This is a genomic window from Rheinheimera baltica (assembly GCF_030731985.1).
Classification (GTDB): Bacteria; Pseudomonadota; Gammaproteobacteria; order Enterobacterales; family Alteromonadaceae; genus Alishewanella; species Alishewanella baltica.
The window spans coordinates 443945-462708 of record NZ_JAPJDY010000001.1 but is presented as its reverse complement, the minus strand read 5'-3'; the positions used below and the strand labels follow the sequence as shown (position 1 = coordinate 462708).

Genomic DNA, 18764 nt, shown 5'->3' with positions numbered 1-18764 from the left:
GGACAATTAAAATAACACAAGGAGCGGACATGAAAAGGTTCACCATTCTTAGCACAGCGGTTATTGTCGGTTTATCACTAGCCGGTTGCGGCCAAAAAAGCAGTGAGGAGCATTTTCAGGCTGCACAGGTATTTTTAGCTGACGATCAGTTAAACAGTGCAGTCATCGAGCTTAAATCAGCACTGCAAAAAGACCCTGAACGCGCTGAATACCGGCTGGCATTAGCCGATGTATACAGTAAAGCGGGTTTATTGGATGATGCAGTAAAAGAATATCAACGCGCGTTTGAATACAGCACTGACCATCAATCTTTCATTCAGCGATATACCAGTACCTTATATCTGAATGGAAACCACAGCGACATTTTACAAATAGTCGATAATATCGATAACTATCCACAGCCTTTGCGCGATTATCTGCTGTTTTATAAAGCGCTGGCCGAAGCAGAGCTTGGTAGCAACGAAAACGCTACAACGCTATTCACTGAATTATCAACGTCAGATCAGGCCGACATTTCTAACTTTGCTTCAGCATTTTTAACGCTAGCAAAAAATGAATTTAATGAAGCTAAGCAGCTACTTACAAACATTGAATCCACATCTAGCTTGTATTATCAGGCAATATATTTACGAAGTAAGATAGCCCTAACCGAAAACGACATGGTCAGCGCAGTTACATTACTTCGTGAATATACCAAGGTACACCCATACCAATTATTGCCGCAGTTGTTACTGGCGCAATCTCTGGTCAAAACCGCGCAACTGGATCAGGCTGATGAGCTACTAAAACCACTGTTAAAAAAAGTACCTCAGCAACCTTTGGCAAATTATTTTGCAGCGGTATTAGCTTATGAAAACAAACAATTTGAACAAGCCCGTATTTATATTGATACCGCCATCGCTAACGGTTTTAGTTCACCTCAGGCCAGAATTTTAGCAGCGCTAGTAGCCGTTAACCTGAAATTAGATAATATCGCCCTAAACCATTTGGATGTCGCTAAAGACGCTTTGCATATCTATCCGCCTGCGCAGCGCCTTTACGCTGTGTTAATGCTCAAGACCGGTAATACCGATGTTGCACGTCAATTCTTATCAGAAAAAGAGCTGCAAAATACTGACATTCAACTATTGTCTGCCACCGCATTTGAACTGACAAAACAAGGTAGTGTCGAAGCAGCGCAAAACTTACTCGAGCAATACAAAACTAATAAACCTTTATCAGCCAACGAACTAGCAACGTTAGGCGCCGTTCAGCTACAAATGACAGGCCAGCGCAGCACGGCAATTCGCTCATTAGAACAAGCGCTACAGTTAGACCCTGCCACCGATCAAGCAAGGATCATGTTGTTAAGTGCCTACATCAGTCAGCAACAATATAGTAAAGCCATGGCATTGGCTGACGAATGGATTGCGAATGAACAACGTAAAACGGCTGGTCATAATATGAAAGCTTATGTCGCACTGGTAAGTGAACAACTCGACGTTGCGGCCGAAAATATTGGAATTGTGTTACAAACTGAACCGAAAAACAGCCTGGGAAGATTGCTAAACGCTTCTTTACTAGCTGCACAAGGTAATCTGATTGAGTCAGAAAAACTATTCCAAGCATTATTGGATGATGAACCGGAAAACGTGCAGGCACTAGAACAATATTTAGCATTGAGTCGCGGCAAAGGTGACACAACGGACGTTTTACAACGAGCCCGTAAAGCACATCAGGCCAATCCCGACGATGCCAACCTTACATTGTTGCTCGCTAGCATAGAACATAGCAGCGGCGATTATAAAACGACCTTAGGTTTGCTGAATAACATTGATGGCGACTCCCGAGACAGATCCCCCAAGCATTGGGCGTATCTGATTGATACTCAACTGCGGGAAAAAAGCTTCGCACAAGCCCTGCAATCAGCAGAAGAATGGTACAACATACAACCAAATTCACATATAGCAGCGCAAGCCTATATGCAAACACTGTATGTCAACAAAGATATTCCTGCTGCAATTAAAATCGTAGATAAGTTACTAGCCGCACAGCCTGAGCATATCCGGTTTATCAACATTAAATTACAAATGCTTGATGAAGCATCAATGAACCAGCCATTGCTCGATTATGCCAAAAGCTTACCTGTAGCTGTTCAACAAAGGCCTGAAGTACTCTTGGTGAGAGGCAAGGCTTTGGCACGCTTAAAACAGTATGGTGAAGCCGAACAATTATTAACACAAAGCTATGCGAAACAGCCGCAGGTAAATACAGTCATTTTTCTGGGAGAACTCTACAGCAGGGTTAATAAAACGGCTGAAGGCATCGCCTTGCTAGAGCGACATATCGCAACGCACGGTAATAATACTGCAGCACAAACAATGCTGGCTCAGCTTTCGCTAAGCACCGATGCAGAGCGCGCAGTCAAAGCCTATCAGACAATATTAAATGACCAACCTGACAACGTTCTGGCACTAAATAATCTAGCATGGTTGATGTTAGAGAAAGATAATGTCACAGATGCTTTGGTTCATGCCGAAAAAGCTTACCAATTACGCCCAGATAATGCCGATGTATTGGATACCTATGGCAAAGTACTTCTCAATAATAACAACATTGAGAAAGCAAAAACCATATTGGAAGCAGCACTAAAAGCCAGGCCTGAAGATGCTCAAGTACAATTGCATTATGCAGAGGCTTTAGTTCGTTCAGGCAATAATGAAAAAGCCAAAGCTATATTACAACAAGTAGAACAAAACCAAGAGTTCACCGATAAGGTAGCCGCGTTTAAAGCAATGTATAAACTGTAATTAACACAATAAAAAACTGGCATGTTTCGCATGCCAGTTTTTTTATTTTTTACGTTGTTCTATTTGATAAATTTACGACGATTTAACAGCAACAAACCTAAACCTAAAATACCAAGTGTAGCAGGCTCAGGCACTTGAACTTCACGTGCTGTAACCATAGCCTGTACAAATAAGGTATTTTGTCCGCCCTCTCGAGTGTACAAGGTATTGTCATCAACAATAAATCCTTCTCCCCCCTGTAAACGGAAAGTAAAGGTGTACACTATTCCATCAATTTCTACAACAATTGGCAGCGGTATGCCAGAAATAGAAAAGAAATCATCGCAGGCAGAACCGAGTGGATTCGGCGCGGGACAACCACCTTGGTTTGGTGTCTCCGTAAAGCCGATATTAAATGCCCCCACTGCTGGACCAAATGCAAATGGTGAAGTGATACTAAATTCAGAACCTAAATTCAAATTGCGTAGCGTAGTCGCTGGGCTTGGCAAAGAGAAGTTTCTATGAGTAATAACCCCGGTATCAAACCAACCACCATTCGTTACTAAGGTGCCAGAATTAGATTGTATATCTAACCCGCTAGGACCTTGACCGCCATTACTAAACCAATTTACTGTGGTATGGCCGTCGGTAATTTCCTGTAATCCAGAAAAAGTTAAACCACAACCATTAGCACCAGGTAAAGCTCCCGCAGCACAATTAAGATTAGCATTTGCACCAGAATCATAGGTTACTGCTGTGCCATCTGCCAACCATCCGCTGGCTGTATCAAAATCAAACGCCCCGATTAGGGCCGCTTGCGCGCTGCCGCTGAGTAATGCTAAACCTCCAACGGTTGCGAGCAAAGTTTTTTTACTTTTCATAACGCCTCCATTTGTTATTGGGTCTATGCCAGTCATCGACTGCGCTCTGCTGACTGGTACAATTACAGTACTTGCATATAGCGCGCCAATAGTAAATTATTGATGTTTTTTAGCCATTTAGTAAACTCAATGTGACATGACTAAGGGTGGGATGTAAAAAAAGCAGACGGCTATTTGGTGATTCTTGGCAGTATATCGTCGAGTAAAAGCCGACATTGATGCTTAACTTGTTTGAACAATTGCTTCCATTCATAAGCCCGACACAGCTTGCTAACAGCATTGGCTATAGGTTCAGACCGGTGTAACTGGGCATAATGCTTAATGTCATGCCACATATGATACTTACCAGGCGTCCAAATTTTAACCGAACGCAACTTGGCAACATTATCCAGCGGCGGTAACGACGCTGAATGTTTGCCTATTACCGCCAAAGTCGCCATGGTCCGCAAACACTTCTCGCACTCACCACAATTAAATTGGTCTGACGCATTACATACTCGCAAAAATGCCAGCGCTTGATCTGATTGGGCAATAGAAATAGTTTTTTCAACCCGACTTATCATGCCATGGTGCACTACCTTAGTTGCGCCATTAGATAACAATGGGTCTGTTAGCGGGTGGGAGCGAAATGGTTCAAGTTCCTTAGCATCATGACTGGCAGGTACATAAAGGGTTTCTAATCCCAATGCCAGGCTATAAGTTATTAGCAAAACTATCTGACAACGCCGCGCAGATAGATTATTAAAAGCCGTTCTAAAATTGGATTCTATTACAATTAAGTTTTTACCGTAGTGCTGGGCAAACTTATTTGCCCCCTCAAGCGCCTTTTGACAACGTGCCAATTCATGCAGTTGGATATCCAAACCCAGACAGAAAATAAGATGGTCAATTTCAGGTTCAAGCTGAAAAAATGAATAGCTGGCGTCTACACCACCGGAGAAAAATACCGCGGCATCAGAACTCGTTAGCGGTATCTGACGAAACTGGTTATCAGCAATAACAATATCTATAAGCTGTACATCATCAAACCAAGAGACAAAAATGCGTTGAAACTCGTTCAGGTTTTGCCTTAACGTCGAACTAATTGAAAAAGTATCGTCTACTTCCAGCGTTTCACCAAGCAACATAGCGGGTAACATGCAACTGGCCAGTGCTGCATCCGCAGCGCCAGGAAGCGCATCACTGCCCGTGTATGACAGCTGCAAATGTCTATCATCAGCATACCAACTCATCACAAGTTTGTTTTCGCTGATGTTAACCTGTAAATCAGACAACCGCATTGATGCTCCCCAAAGTACCCACGCTACCTCATACTGAGATAACTTGGTACCTTAACATATAAAAAAGCCAGCAAAATGCTGGCTTTTTTAAAGTATCGATTAGGATCTGGTTCTTCGCAGGCTTAACATCATTAAACCTAAACCAAGTACAGCAATAGTTGCCGGTTCTGGTACTGTTACCAAACGTGCTTGCACAAGTAAATCATTGTCCGAACCTTCTGCAGTACGAAGCAAGTTGTCTTCAATTAAGAAACCTGACCCTGGAGCACCCCATAACCGAAACTCAATGACATACTTTTTACCATCATACGTAAATTCGATTGGTAGTGGTACACCAGAAATATTGAAATAATCATCACAAGGGGTATCGGTAAATTGGATACTCGGATCACAAATACCATATTGATTGTTAAATGTTTCTGTGAAAGAGATACCGAACGCTGCACCTCTTTGCGCAATAAACGGGCTAACAATATCAAACACCGTATACAAATTTATCTCTGACAGGGTTTTGCTACCGCTTCTTACTTTACGATTACGGTGAGTAATCATACCGGTATCAACCCAACCAGCGTCGGCATCTAATACACCGTCATAGGAGTCAACATCCAACCCACTAAACTGTCCAGCTGTTACCGGGTTACCCCAGTCTACCGAGGTATATCCCATGGCAATACCATCAGCAGGATTGTAAAACGATAAACCACAGCCATTAAGAGCATCTGTTGCACCCGCTACACAGTCATACTCTGTTTCAACGCCATTGCGTGAACGTGTTTGCGCTGCGTAACCACCATAATTTAAACCGTCTGCTAACCAACCACTTGAAGTCTCGAATGACAGACTAAATGTTGATGCCGATGCGCTGTTTACCAGTAAAACTGCACTTCCAAGTGCCGCTACCAAAAAACCTAATTTTGATTTCATGACGTCTCCATGTTTATACAACCCACTTCGTTAACGCGTGCGGCATTACTGCTACATCACTTCACGATAATTAAGCACTATTTATGCCAACATTTATAATTGATATTTATCAATAACTTAAACGAAAGACCTTTTTTAGGTAATTAGGAGGTGTAAAGTTTTACGACAGTTATTTGCTAGCAATATAACGGCCAGGAGATAGCACGTTATCAGCATCAAACACCTGCTTTAAGTGCTGTAGCAGTTGTTCATATTCTTGTGCACTGTGCTTTGCCATAAACGACATCATGCTAATATCAATTCGATAAGGGTAATAGCCCGCTTGCAGCAAGGTTTGATAAAGTTGTTTTCTGCACGTCTCTGCCCGCGAGTCCCATGCGATACCATCGTCAGAGTTACGATTAAAACTAATACTGATAACCGCGTCGAGACAACGTTCACTTAGCAACGTAAAGGTTATTCCAGCATCGAAACCAAAAGGCATTAATACCTGTTGTACAATTTGTTCAATACATCGCGCATGCTCGCCATCTGCGGGTGCCACAACAGCACACCACATTAAACCAACACCATCAGTATCAAGCGCGTACCCCGATTTAGGTAGCGTTGGCATGCGCCAGTATGCACTGGACAAAAAAGTGTCACTGGGCTGACCTTTCATCATTAAATGAACGGGTTTTAAGACCGCAAGCACCCGAGCCATATCCCGACGTAGCAAAACTGACAATAGCCATTGATATTTTTCGATAGCATTTAACAGGCCATCACTAACAAAATTAAGCTGTATATTGTTAAATTTACGAAACTGAGCTTTCAGCGCTGCTTTTGCAAGTTTAACCTGTGCACGTTTACCGTATAAGGCTCCAGAAACGTGCCACTGACCGAGCTGCCAGTGTTTTCTCAGGCCGCTCAATCGGGCCTTTGATAAAGGATATTCCTTTATATCCGTCGCGTCGGCAGGATACTGTTGCAAGCCGGGTAGTACCCGGCAAGTATTAGCGATATGGGGCAAACTGGTTAGATAACCTTCACGCTTTAAAGACGTGAGGGCTTCAACCAACTTTTCAAGCTCGTCATTCGGCGATGTGACATAAAACGCCAAGAAACACTCAGGTTTAGGCATTAGCCACAGGGTAATACTCAGTACAACCCCCAAATTTGACTGAAAAAACAGTCCATCTAAAGCAGGACCAAGGCCGGCTTGGTATACTCCGGCGGCTTTGGCATCATTAAATCGGTGCAGGCCAGTACGGATTATCTGGCCATTTGCCAGCATCACTTCAATACCGCATACATGCTTTACATGCTCGCCATAAACCGTATGGCCAAAACCACGTTCTAGCGTATTACCTACGACACTGCAGCTGGCGCTGGAGCCGGTGCAATCCATCCAATGAAGATCCCCTTGCCGCTTTAAAAACTCAGCAAGTTCCGCTTGAGTAACCCCAGCCTCTACGCTCACCACGCCGTGCTTTTTGTCATAACTCGCAATGGTTTTAAGACGATTCAAATTGATGATTACGCTGTTAGATTCCACAGGGACCTGAGATCCGTATCCCCAATTTTTACCAGAGCTAACAGTATATACGGGCTGCTTAAATTCCCGGGCAATCTGTAAACAGGCTTTGAGCTGGCTACGCTCCGGATACAACACTGCTAGTACACTGGCATTGGTAGCAAAGGTCGCTGTTGCGGCGGCTAATAAATCAGATTCATTAAGTGTAATTTGCTCTGTAGACAATAGCTGTTGCCAGGCTTTTAATGCCCCGTTGAAATTGGTATTCACTATCTAATCCCTTAAAAGCAAAACCTTACAGATCAAGTTAACTGAAACGCAAACCCCAACCAAACCCGGGGAATTTTCGTTTTAGTGGTCGTGGCTTATCATTTGGATAAAGTTCACGCTCTATAGACTCAAGTAACTTAACATACCCTACTGACAAATTTTTTCTGAACATTTCAGGATTGATATAGTACGCAGCCCTCTTGCCGTGATATTCGATTGGATCTCCCAGCTGTTTAAACACAATGCCGACAAAGGTTAGACTGCGCGCTAATCTGGGCTCCATCATCACAAAAACATGACGCTTATTGTTGTGTAACGCCATCAGCGCAGCAGACAAGTACAAACATATTGCAATGTAAGGAAAGCAGCGCAATTCATGCTCAGAAAAAAACACTTCGTTAATAACACCTGTCGCGGCACCTTTAAACTGATCAAATTTTCTGCGTCTAAAGGTTTCAGGAACAGCCAAACGCGAAATTTCACAAATTTCATGACGCGGGAATGCAGCAGGAAAAATAGCAGGATCTGTTATCGCATGCATACAATTGGCTTCAATCGGCAATTTTTCGTCACCATGCCCTGAAGTAATTATTCTAACCGTACCGGCGACTTTTCCGGTTGTCACATGCCGAATAAGACTATGAAAAGAGTGACTATCGAACTCATCCTGTTCAAGCTGATTTTTACGTTCATCTTCAAAGTGAAGTTCTTCACAATATACCTGATGACGGACGTTAAACACCTCAGCCCTTAAATCCTCACTGGCGGCAAGCTCTACCCGTAAGAATTGTGAGAAATGCTTTGAAATGGCATTAGCATCATTACTTGCAAGCCTGGAAATGGCTTTATTCACAAGGTGCTTAACCACAGGAATCTTTTGTATGATTTTAAGATGTTTCATCTTTCACCTGCGATACTGCGACAGCAGAGGTTAATAAATAGGGTTGATGAACAAGGTGAATTAACGTTAGCACAAGTTTGTCCTTTCTGCGGTGTCCATTGCGAATTTACACATGACAACAAACGGCAAAATCAGTGTGCTTGCTGCCCCGACGAAATAACGTGCTCAAGCCAAGGTAACTCACTAGTCGTAGAGTACTCCCAGCCAAATTTTCTTGGTGGCTTAACTTTCCAATATGGCTGGTTGTCTTTTAGCCTAGCTTGTTTATTTTTACAGGGTGCTAATAATGCGTGAAATGTCGCAGCTGCTTCTGTCGTCACGGTATCACTAAGATATAACGCTTTACCCAGTAAAGCCGCAACATCACAACTATGCTGCATGTCGTTCCAGGGATTAAGCTCTTCCAACTGGGGATTGTCAAACACTACCAAGTATTTGGGAAAAACCTGTCCTGCAAACTTGTCGGTGCCGGTATAGGTACCAAACTGCAAAATAAACTGGCCAAAATGCTGCAACAATGTTCGCGCTTTGTCAGATTTGGTTATTTGTTGATATCGCCATATCGGATCGGCCAATAGCGCCAGCATCCAAGTAGAGCATACTGCATCGTCCTCAGCGCCGCCTTCATGCGATTTAAAGCTATGTTGGGGACAGTAACGCTGCGGCCAATTATTTTCCGGCGTTTCAACCATCGCAGTTGTCGTGCTGAGTATATCTTCAATACGCACACGAGCAGACTCATCATTCGTTAATTCAAAATACGTTACCGCAGCATCCAGGGCCGCAGCCTGGTTGCGCTCCGTCCAGAAACCCGTGCTAAATACCCCACTGCCTATATATTGAGGTTCCCAATTCAGCGATGCCCGATAAATACGGGCAATAGCTTTTCTCGCCTCATTATCCTGGGTTAGCTGAAAATAATAGTGCAGCCCCTTTGGCATCAGATATTTAATATCTTTTTTTGCTACCAATGAGAAAAAACCATCTTCACCAATATGGCTTATATAATGTTTACTGGCGGCTATCGCTTCATTTTTCCATTTAACGTCACCGGTAAACATGTACAACTGCATTAGCACTCGAGGCCTGTCATACAAATATTGGCTGGCTTTGTCTGGTGTCACCTTGTCAGCTGCCATTAAGTCTGGATTAGTAATATAATTGGCATAACGCAACATCGGCTGTACATACCAGTCAACGTTGACTTGCCCTTTCACATGTACTGGCTGCCAAAGTTGCGGCTGGGCTTGGGTGCCTGGTAGCGAAAACATCAGCAACATCAAACAAAGTAACGAAATCCCATGCATCTTAAATCCTCCATTTTACTAACACAGGCCGGTGGTCCGCACCGGGTAGAGCTAACACCTGAGCACTTAATGGCATAGCCAGACCACGATAGAGCTGATGATCAATCCGTATACCGTGCCAGCGAGTGTACTTAGTATAGCTAAACATCTGTGATGGTTTTTCTGACAATGCATTGCCAAAATCAGATAGGTACTGCTGATAAATGGGTGATAGTGTTGGCATATTAAAATCACCTGCGATAATAAGTGGCGTTGTACTGGCTTTTGCCCACTCACTTACAATCGTTGCTTGTAGCGCTCTGTCACTTTGTTTTTGCAGCATCGTCTTACTATCGGGGTTAAGTGTTATTAACGATTCTAATGCAGGCCTCGGCGTCTCAAAATGCACGTTTGCCAGCATCAGATCCCTTTCTGCCAAGCGAACGCGGTAAAACGCAACAAAGTTACCGTACCCTTGAAATAGTGCACGGGAAATAGTTTGTTCAAGGGTAAATGGTAAACGACTGGTGATACATAGGCCTGCCTCACAGTGACTTTGCCAACCAAGGTCGTCAATTGCGACCAGCATGGCAGGCTTAGCTTCCTGAAACAACGCCACAGATACATTGTGCTGAATTAATAAACTCGCCAGTTGTTTTGTATCTGTGATATTGCCTAAGTTAGCTGAAAGCAGAACAAAGTTTGCATCCTGCGTGTCTCGAGACACATACAGGCTAACATCAAGCATTTTCACACTTACAAAAAATATTGGAGCTAGCATTAGGGATTGCCAGCGTGTTAAAGACGCCCAGCCTAACAACCAAGGCAAAATTAAAACTAAATACAACCATGAAGGAGAATACAGAACTAATAAACTTAACCACTGCAACCATTGCCACTGAGGCCAATATGAAACCGTTGCCAACAGTAAAGCAAACAACAATGTCAGAATACGTAACCAGAACATACTCTGCCAAAGCCTATTTGACACTATAAAGTTCCTTGTAATGCCCAGCCGTTTTAGCAAGAGAATACTGCTGATTTACCCACTCTCGAGCCTGAGTGCCCAGTTTTTGTCTCTGTTCGTTTCTCTGCAGCAAACCTGAAATAAGAGAACTTAAAGCTTCTATGTCATTGAACTCATAGAGAAAGCCCGTTTCACCTGTTTTAACAAGCATTGGATTACCACCAACTCTAGTCGCAATAACGGGTTTGCCGTAAGCCATAGCCTCAAGAATAACCATTGACAGGCCCTCGGTACTAGAGGTCACAACAAGCACATCAATATTAGGATAGATATTTTCTCTATTCGTCTCCATGCCATGAAAAACAGCTTTAATTCCGCTATGTTGCTGATGAAACGCTTCTAACTGCGATCGTAATTCACCATCACCAAAAAAATGCAACTCTATCTTGTGCTGACTTTCAATATCCATCTGTGATACCGCCTGAAGCAGGCTTAACTGACTTTTCAGCTTCACCATTCGTCCCACAGAACCTAACCTCAGTATATCTATATTTGCTGCCATTCCTGTATGTTCTGACGTTATAACCTCTGTTGGCAACTTAACGCCATTATCAATAATATACTGTGGCACATTGTGCCAATCGTGATGGCCAAAAGTGCGCTGAGCATCTGCCGACACAAACGTAACCGCGCTAATAAATCTCCGTGCCAATCGGTGCAACCAAACCCAATGCGTTTCACGTAGTGGCGCAGCACCATGACGTGTATAGATTAGTGTTTTATTTTTTAGCAACATCACATGAAAAATGAGACTTTTTAATACAGCAGGAGAATGTAGATGAATAACATCAAACTTTGATAAAAGTTGGTATCGTTTTAACTGTGCTTGCCAACTTTTACCAGACAAAATAAAAAAATGAAGTCCAAGCTCCCTACACACCTTAACAAGCGCATCTTCCGGTAAACCAAACGACAAGATTGCTACATCCATGCCAAGCTGAAGCTGCTCTTGACATAAATCAATAACAAAGCGTTCAGCGCCACCCACTTTCAGACTGCTTACTACATGGATGACTGTCTGCTTAGTATTATTTGACATATCAACTCCTTATGATGTCAATGTTGTTTAGAATTATATAACTATTACCGTCTGCATGTTAAACTCTAACCAATGTATTTCAGAAACAATTATAATCTTTTGAAATGGCAGGGAATTATGCAATTTATTAGTTCTCAGCTAGCCATGCTAATCAAACATTAGCTCACTAATCGTTGGAGTAACGTTATGCGACGTTTATTCTCTTTAATTCCATTATTAATATGCTCTTCCTTTTTTCAATTGCATGTTTACGCTTCCGATCTTCCAGAACATATTGCTCGAATAAAGCCATCTATTGTAGCCATTGGTCTATTAAACCCCACAGCATCACCTCGCATTAAATTGTTAGGCACCGGTTTTGTTGTCGGCGATGGTTCACAGATAGCAACAAATTATCATGTTATTGCCAAACCCGTCGATCAGGAAAGGATGGAACAGTATGTTGTGCTGTCAGGTCAGGGCGAAAAGGTTAATGTGCATCCGGTAAAACAGCGCCATGAGGATTTGACACACGATTTAGCCCTGCTGACAATTGCCGACACCCTTCCAGCACTTTCGCTCTCTTCCAAAGGGTTAATTGCAGAAGGCAGTGCAATAAGCCTTACAGGCTATCCTATCACTTCTGTATTGGGGCTTTATCCTGCCACGCATAGCGGCATTATTGCCGCGCACAGCCCGGTGGTCATACCGGCACACAACTCACAAGAATTACAAACCCGAGCGATAAGAGCACTAAAAGCGCCCTATCTGGTCTACCAGCTGGACGTGACTGCCTATCCCGGCAATAGTGGTAGCCCGTTATTCTCCATGGCAGATGGCAAAGTAATTGGTATTATTAATCAAGTACATGTTAAAACAACCAAAGAAGCCGTATTGTCCGACCCAAGTGGCATTACCTACGCAATTCCTGTGGCCTATTTACAGGCATTGCTTAACGATGAGACCAAGCCTTGACTAGTGAAAGCATTAATCTGGTTTTCAATGTAAGCAGTATTGGCTTTGTACTGGCAACAGCGTGTTATTTGTTTTTGTTTTTATTGTTATTAACCGATAAAGCCGCTAACCGGACCAAAAGCCTGCTTATTACGTTTGCAGCCGTTCAGGTACTTTGGGCAGCATTTTATCTATTAGTTAACACCCAGCCTTTTATTAATATCGACTCCATTGTCGCCGAGTCAATACGGCATATGTCGGTGCTATTATTATTATTATCTTGTCTAAGCAATAATAATAAACTCTGGCGCCCACTGCTTAGTCAAACCACCGTTAAACTACTGGTGCCCGGTTTGCTGGCTTGGATCATAATCAACGCCGTATTTCCGCTTAGCAGTAACGTTACCTTTAGTGTTAATTTGCTGCTCTGCATTGGCCAGTTGGCATTGCTTGAAGCCCTATACCGTCAGGCCGGTCAATATGTTTGGCAATTTAAACCCTTGGTGCTGGGTTTCGGCGTACTGATCCTATACGATTTCATCTTACTGGCTGAAGCGGCTTTATTTAGCCGTATAGACCCGCAATTATGGGCAGCCAGAGGCTACATAGCCGCATTAAGCTTGCCGCTGCTGGTATTGGCTATTCGCCGTATCCGCGCCTGGGCTATTAATGTGTATGTATCACGCGATATCGTCGTTAATAGCACCATAGTGTTGCTGGCAGGTATTTATTTAAGCGTGCTTGCTTTGGCAGGCTTTTCCATCAAATTGTTTGATCTTAGTTGGAGCGGCTTGTTGCAGGCCGTGTTTATTGCCGCAGGCTTTATGCTACTGGCGTTAATTGCGTTATCAGGGAAAGTACGGCGCAAGTTTAAGGTGTATATTGAAAAGAACTTCTACGCCAATAAATTTGACTACCGCACTAAATGGTTAAGCCTTACGCAGTACCTAAAATCATTAAAACTGCAACAAGATATCGACTACAGTGCCTATCTTACGGCCTGGCTTAATGCCACTGGCTATCAACGTGGTGCGTTAATCAGAACGTTTTCGCCAGATCAACTGCAGCCGTTAGCCTGGGTAAATCGGTTAGCTGTAACTCAAGATGAACTTAATCTGCTAGAACACTATTGCCAGAGCTTCGTCAAAACTGGCTGGATCACAGATTTATCTGATCCTGACGACGCCTTTGTGCAATTTAAAGGGCCGACACGAAAAATGGATGGCCACCTGATCATTCCGATATACGATGAGCAGCAACTATGGGGATTGTGCATGCTAAACACTCCCAACGCCGAGCGTTTAACGTTAAATTGGGAATTAAGAGACTACCTGACCATTATTACCGAGCAAATTGGCAGTTATTTGCTGTTGACCCAAGCTAGCAAAGCCCTAAGCGAAAATGCCCAATTTGCTGCCTTTAACAGAATGTCTGCGTTTGTATTGCACGATTTAAAAAATGTAAAAGCCCAACTAGATTTACTATTAAGTAATAGCAAAAAACATATCGATAACCCAGAGTTTATTCGTGATAGCTTTGACACCCTTGCTGCGATGCAACACCGCCTGAGCAATATGCTTTCTCAACTTACCGATAAACGCCATGATAACAGCAGCTCCAGTAGATTTTCCGTTGCAGACGAATTGGCACAAGTGATTCAACAAAAATGCGCCATTAGAGCACCGGTTCCCAGTTTACACATAATACGCAATTGTGAGCTGTCGCTAGACCGTGAGCGTTTTAGCAGCGTGATGTATCACCTAATCGATAATGCACAATTCGCAACAGCGCCCAGCGGCGAAGTAAGCATCACGGTAGATATTATTGACAGCTGCACACCCAAGCTGGTGTGCATCAACATCATGGACAACGGTTGCGGTATGAGTGAACAATTCATACAGCAGCGCTTATTCAAACCCTTCGACACGACCAAAGGTAATTCTGGTATGGGTATAGGCGCATACGATGCGTTGCAGTTTGCCCAGCAACATAAGGGACAACTTTTAGTGCAAAGCACTGAAGGGCAAGGCAGTTGCTTTACCTTAAAGTTACCGCTGGCTACAGCGTAATACAAACATTTGAAACTCTGTGCTGCTTACTGCTTCGCCAGTGCAATAAGTTGCTCACCGGTAACCCGGTTTATCCGCCAGTCATGGAGCATTGAAGCACCCTGCGCCTGATAAAAATCAATTGCCGGTTGGTTCCAATCTAATACTGACCACTCCAGTCGACCACAATCACGTTCAATGGCTAACTTAGCCAGGTGGCTTAACAGGGCTTTTCCCAACCCTTTGCCGCGATACTCTGGTAAGACAAATAAGTCTTCTAAATAAATGCCGGGCTTGGCCAAAAAAGTAGAGTAATTGTGAAAAAACAAGGCAAAACCTGCCGCCTGATGCTGATACTCCGCTATAACAACTTCAGCAAAACGTTTGTCACCAAATAGCGTTTGCGTTAGTTTTTCTTCTGTTGCAACAACCTGGTCAGACAATTTTTCATATTTTGCCAAACCTTGAATAAAGTTAAGTATCGCAGGAACATCATGTATTTCGGCTAAACGTAGACGGATTTCTGCAACCATAATTTTCTCCAGTTAAAAAAACGCCGGCGAAGCAACATGCTTAGCCGGCGTTTGAGTGTAGCAAGTTGTTTAAGCGGCGTCAGCTGATGCTATTGCCATCGCTTCAAGGCTACCTGCTTTAAAACTGTCAACACTAATGGCACTAAAACGCAGTGTATTCATTTTAGATAATTGCGCCGCTTCATCTGCAGTAATAACCTCTACTGCTAGTGCTTGTTCAATGGTTTGCACCATAGGTTGCTTGCGTGCCAACTTCCCCTCACGTTGTGCCTGATAAATTTTCTTCATCAGCGGCTGCGCTTGATGCATCGCAACAAAAGCACTTTCCATTAAACCGGTAGCATCTTGCTCGTCGGTACCGATGTAGCACAGGTGTGTTAATCTGTCGCGAATCACACCTGGCTTAGATAACGCCTCACAAATTTGTATCGCGGTATCATCATTCGGCATTTTGTAACCTATACCAAACGGAAACACTAATTTACGTAGTAAGGTAGCAACAACACGGTTAGGGAAATTCGCAAAGAAACCATCAAAAGCCCGACCAATTTCAAACAAAGCACGTTGCAAACTGTAATGCACAAACGGCAGATCGCCTTGCTGACGGCCATTATCTTCGTAATATTTCAGCACAGCTGATGCAATATACAATTGACTTAGTACGTCGCCTAATCTGGCTGATAACATTTCACGACGTTTTAATTCACCGCCCAATATCAACATCGAAAAGTCTGCACTTAATGCCAAACCGCGGCTCATTCGGCTTAGTTGCTTGTAATATTGAGCTGTTTCACCTGATACCGGAGCTGCATTAAACGCACCCGCGGTAATACCTTGCCACAACGCACCAAACGTATTGCCTAAGGCAAAGCCAATGTGTTTAAGCAATAAATTATCAAACTGCTTAAGCCCCTGTTCTACATCCGGATTTGCCGCTGCTTCAAGCTCTGCTAATACATATGGGTGACAACGTGTTGCGCCCTGGCCAAAAATCATTAGGTTACGGGTAAGTATATTCGCGCCTTCTACCGTAATGGAAATGGGGATCCCCATATAACCATGTGCCAGATAATTCTTCGGTCCAACCTGTATAGCGCGACCAGCATGAATATCAAATGCGTCGTTCATCAAGGTGCGCGACATTTCTGTCATATGGTACTTTGCAATAGCGGTAACGACACTCGGACTTAACTTCATGTCAATTGCCCCTGCGGTCATTACCCGCATCGCTTCCAGGCTGTAATTCAAACCACCTATGCGCGCTAATGACTCTTGCACACCTTCAAATTTACCAATAGACATACCAAACTGCTGGCGAACATAACCATAAGCGCCTGTCATGCGAGCCGCTAAATGTCCAGTAGCGGTTGCCAGCGCCGGTAAACTGATACCACGTCCTGCTGACAAACATTCAACCAACATGCGCCAACCGCGGCCAGCATAATCGGGACCACCGATAATCCAGTCCAGCGGAATAAACACATCTTTGCCATAGGTAGTACCGTTCATAAACGCCATATTCATCGGGAAATGACGGTCGCCAATCTCAACGCCCTTGTGGCTGGTCGGAATGAGCGCACAGGTAATACCTAACTCTTCTTTGTCACCCAGTAAATTTTCCGGATCATATAATTTAAACGCAAGGCCAAGCACTGTAGCCACTGGCGCTAAAGTGATATATCGCTTGTCCCAGTTCAAGCGAATACCAAGTACTTCTTTACCTTCAAATTCACCTTTACACACCACGCCCGTATCTGGAATACCGCCAGCGTCAGAGCCAGCCTCAGGGCCTGTAAGCGCAAAACAAGGTACATCGGTGCCATTAGATAATGTTGGCAACCAGCGATCTTTTTGCTCTTGGGTACCATAGTGCATTAGCAACTCACCGGGACCTAATGAGTTAGGAACCATAACCGTTACAGCCGCGGTTAAACTGCGGGTAGCTATGCGCGATACTATTGTAGAATTGGCAATAGCAGAAAACTCGCGACCACCATATGATTTAGGAATAATCATCGCAAAGAACCCTTCGCGCTTTAGGTAGTCCCACACCTCTTTAGGTAAATCTCGTTGTTCTTGTACAATTTTATAGTCGTCCAACATTTTCAGCAGGGTTTCGACCTGGTTATCCATAAACGCCTGCTCGTCAGCGTTCAGCTCCGCTTTAGGGAAACTATGCAGTTTCTGCCAGTCCGGCTTACCTTTAAACAACTCACCATCCCACCACACATCGCCCGCTTCCATCGCTTCGCGCTCAGTGTCTGACAGTGGTGGCAAAATACGCTTAAAAACCGCAAAAATCGGTTTTGTGATCAGGCTGCGGCGAATATCGGCCACACCGAAAATTACCGCCAGGGCAACTACCAATATTAATAAAATTAACATACTACCTTCCTTCACTCGCCAGCATTGGCATCGTTTGACTAAACTGCGTTACGGTGGATACCGGCGCGGCAATAGCCGCGGACAAATACGGTAACAACCTTAAAATTACACCTTCAATATCAATACTTTCATCAAAATCGGCTTCAGCAATCTCAACCAAGGCTTCGTTAGATGCCATGGTAAAAACAACGGTACCTAATGAGAAATGCAAACGCCAAAATAATTCACTTGCAGGCAGCTGTGGACAAGCTTGCTGCACGAGCAGGACCAACTTATCGAGAACCCGGCCGTAGTTATGGTTAAAAAACCAGCGTAAATGACCTTGTACGTCAGTATAGCCCCGACCTAACAACTGCAAAAACACACGAGTACCGTTTTGATGAACTTTATTTAGTTCCAACAACGGGCTGACAAATACCGACAACACCTGATTAAGGCTATTTTGCTGTTGCATTGCCAACAAACGCGTAAACTCTTGGTCAAGTCGCGGCATCAACACCACTAAATAACGCTGTAATACCGCCTGTATCAATTCTTTTTTTGAGCCAAAATGATAGTTCACTGACGCTAAGTTCACTTCAGCCAGACTGGTAATTTGCCTAAGAGATGTGCCATTAAACCCCGTCTCAGCAAACAGACTCTGCGCTGCATCAAGAATTTTATGTTGTGTACTGTGTTTATTTGCCATTTTCAAACCATCAATTTAAACACCTGTTTGAAATGTACGTTTGAATTAAATTACTGTCAAGCGACAAATCACTCTCTGGTCTTACCTCATCGAATAAAAAATAATTTTTTGGGTACATTTTCGCCAAATGTTAAATACTGCTTGACAGAATTACGCAGATCCGCGACGTTAGCGGTCAGTTTATCTGTCAATCTATTCAAAGGAGGCGTAGTGATGCAAAAATGTGCAATAAACCATCGTAGCTATTACGTCTCTCCCTACTATTTATCCGAGTGGTTCAAT

The 18764-nt window shown here is 43.6% G+C and carries 14 protein-coding genes; 3 read left to right on the top strand and 11 right to left on the bottom strand.

Features of this window, described 5'->3' with window-relative positions:
- Nucleotides 1-29: 29 nt before the first annotated feature.
- Nucleotides 30-2789, top strand: a complete 2760-nt coding sequence (gene prsT / locus ORJ00_RS02175; RefSeq protein ID WP_306138855.1) for an XrtA/PEP-CTERM system TPR-repeat protein PrsT — start codon at nucleotides 30-32, stop codon at nucleotides 2787-2789.
- Nucleotides 2790-2848: 59 nt separating this feature from the next.
- On the opposite strand, the gene ORJ00_RS02170 is transcribed toward prsT, so the two are convergent.
- The 8 genes from ORJ00_RS02170 to ORJ00_RS02135 all read right to left on the bottom strand — a co-directional run bounded on the left by ORJ00_RS02170 (nucleotide 2849) and on the right by ORJ00_RS02135 (nucleotide 11895).
- Complete coding sequence (locus ORJ00_RS02170) at nucleotides 2849-3649, bottom strand: THxN family PEP-CTERM protein (protein WP_305973404.1); 801 nt, start codon at nucleotides 3647-3649, stop codon at nucleotides 2849-2851.
- 170 nt (nucleotides 3650-3819) lie between these two features.
- The gene (locus ORJ00_RS02165) at nucleotides 3820-4929 is read right to left on the bottom strand and encodes a hypothetical protein (protein WP_305973406.1); all 1110 of its coding nucleotides are present in this window, start codon (nucleotides 4927-4929) and stop codon (nucleotides 3820-3822) included.
- Between the two features lie 99 nt (nucleotides 4930-5028).
- Complete coding sequence (locus ORJ00_RS02160; protein ID WP_027670804.1) at nucleotides 5029-5856, bottom strand: THxN family PEP-CTERM protein; 828 nt, start codon at nucleotides 5854-5856, stop codon at nucleotides 5029-5031.
- A 169-nt stretch (nucleotides 5857-6025) separates the two neighbouring features.
- Nucleotides 6026-7642, bottom strand: a complete 1617-nt coding sequence (locus ORJ00_RS02155) for an FAD-binding oxidoreductase (protein WP_306138854.1) — start codon at nucleotides 7640-7642, stop codon at nucleotides 6026-6028.
- 37 nt (nucleotides 7643-7679) lie between these two features.
- Nucleotides 7680-8543, bottom strand: coding sequence for a PEP-CTERM/exosortase system-associated acyltransferase (locus ORJ00_RS02150; protein WP_305973412.1), 864 nt, complete (start codon nucleotides 8541-8543; stop codon nucleotides 7680-7682).
- A gap of 131 nt (nucleotides 8544-8674) precedes the next feature.
- Nucleotides 8675-9850 carry a hypothetical protein gene (locus tag ORJ00_RS02145; protein ID WP_306138853.1) on the bottom strand — a complete coding sequence of 392 codons (1176 nt, stop codon included), beginning with the start codon at nucleotides 9848-9850 and terminating at the stop codon, nucleotides 8675-8677.
- 1 nt (nucleotide 9851) lies between these two features.
- Complete coding sequence (locus ORJ00_RS02140) at nucleotides 9852-10820, bottom strand: endonuclease/exonuclease/phosphatase family protein (protein WP_306138852.1); 969 nt, start codon at nucleotides 10818-10820, stop codon at nucleotides 9852-9854.
- Nucleotides 10810-11895: a glycosyltransferase family 4 protein gene (locus tag ORJ00_RS02135; protein ID WP_027672262.1), complete on the bottom strand. Its 1086-nt coding sequence runs from the start codon at nucleotides 11893-11895 to the stop codon at nucleotides 10810-10812. The genes ORJ00_RS02140 and ORJ00_RS02135 overlap by 11 nt, the downstream gene beginning before the upstream one ends.
- 186 nt (nucleotides 11896-12081) lie before the next feature.
- On the opposite strand from ORJ00_RS02135, the gene ORJ00_RS02130 reads away from it, so the two are divergent.
- Both ORJ00_RS02130 and prsK read left to right on the top strand, forming a co-directional pair.
- Nucleotides 12082-12849, top strand: coding sequence for a S1 family peptidase (locus ORJ00_RS02130; protein WP_306138851.1), 768 nt, complete (start codon nucleotides 12082-12084; stop codon nucleotides 12847-12849).
- Entirely contained in the window at nucleotides 12846-14897 is a 2052-nt protein-coding gene (gene prsK, locus ORJ00_RS02125) for an XrtA/PEP-CTERM system histidine kinase PrsK (RefSeq protein WP_306138850.1), read from the top strand. Before ORJ00_RS02130 ends, prsK begins: the two co-directional genes overlap by 4 nt.
- A gap of 26 nt (nucleotides 14898-14923) precedes the next feature.
- Here prsK and ORJ00_RS02120 read toward each other — a convergent pair whose 3' ends face one another.
- The 3 genes from ORJ00_RS02120 to psrA form a co-directional block, all read right to left on the bottom strand.
- The gene (locus ORJ00_RS02120; RefSeq protein ID WP_027672265.1) at nucleotides 14924-15409 is read right to left on the bottom strand and encodes a GNAT family N-acetyltransferase; all 486 of its coding nucleotides are present in this window, start codon (nucleotides 15407-15409) and stop codon (nucleotides 14924-14926) included.
- 69 nt (nucleotides 15410-15478) lie between these two features.
- On the bottom strand, nucleotides 15479-17794 hold the full coding sequence (locus ORJ00_RS02115; protein WP_027672266.1) for an acyl-CoA dehydrogenase: 2316 nt from the start codon (nucleotides 17792-17794) through the stop codon (nucleotides 15479-15481).
- 1 nt (nucleotide 17795) lies between these two features.
- Entirely contained in the window at nucleotides 17796-18482 is a 687-nt protein-coding gene (psrA, locus tag ORJ00_RS02110; protein WP_027672267.1) for a TetR family transcriptional repressor PsrA, read from the bottom strand.
- Between the last annotated feature and the right edge of the window lie 282 nt (nucleotides 18483-18764).

Bases quoted from the DNA above. Each gene is read 5' to 3' on its own strand.
- prsT (WP_306138855.1), top strand. From the start codon at position 30: ATGAAAAGGTTCACCATTCTTAGCACAGCGGTTATTGTCGGTTTATCA.
- ORJ00_RS02120 (WP_027672265.1), bottom strand. From the start codon at position 15,409: ATGGTTGCAGAAATCCGTCTACGTTTAGCCGAAATACATGATGTTCCT.
- ORJ00_RS02165 (WP_305973406.1), bottom strand. From the start codon at position 4,929: ATGCGGTTGTCTGATTTACAGGTTAACATCAGCGAAAACAAACTTGTG.
- ORJ00_RS02150 (WP_305973412.1), bottom strand. From the start codon at position 8,543: ATGAAACATCTTAAAATCATACAAAAGATTCCTGTGGTTAAGCACCTT.
- ORJ00_RS02170 (WP_305973404.1), bottom strand. From the start codon at position 3,649: ATGAAAAGTAAAAAAACTTTGCTCGCAACCGTTGGAGGTTTAGCATTA.
- ORJ00_RS02130 (WP_306138851.1), top strand. From the start codon at position 12,082: ATGCGACGTTTATTCTCTTTAATTCCATTATTAATATGCTCTTCCTTT.
- psrA (WP_027672267.1), bottom strand. From the start codon at position 18,482: ATGGCAAATAAACACAGTACACAACATAAAATTCTTGATGCAGCGCAG.
- ORJ00_RS02145 (WP_306138853.1), bottom strand. From the start codon at position 9,850: ATGCATGGGATTTCGTTACTTTGTTTGATGTTGCTGATGTTTTCGCTA.
- ORJ00_RS02115 (WP_027672266.1), bottom strand. From the start codon at position 17,794: ATGTTAATTTTATTAATATTGGTAGTTGCCCTGGCGGTAATTTTCGGT.
- ORJ00_RS02160 (WP_027670804.1), bottom strand. From the start codon at position 5,856: ATGAAATCAAAATTAGGTTTTTTGGTAGCGGCACTTGGAAGTGCAGTT.
- ORJ00_RS02135 (WP_027672262.1), bottom strand. From the start codon at position 11,895: ATGTCAAATAATACTAAGCAGACAGTCATCCATGTAGTAAGCAGTCTG.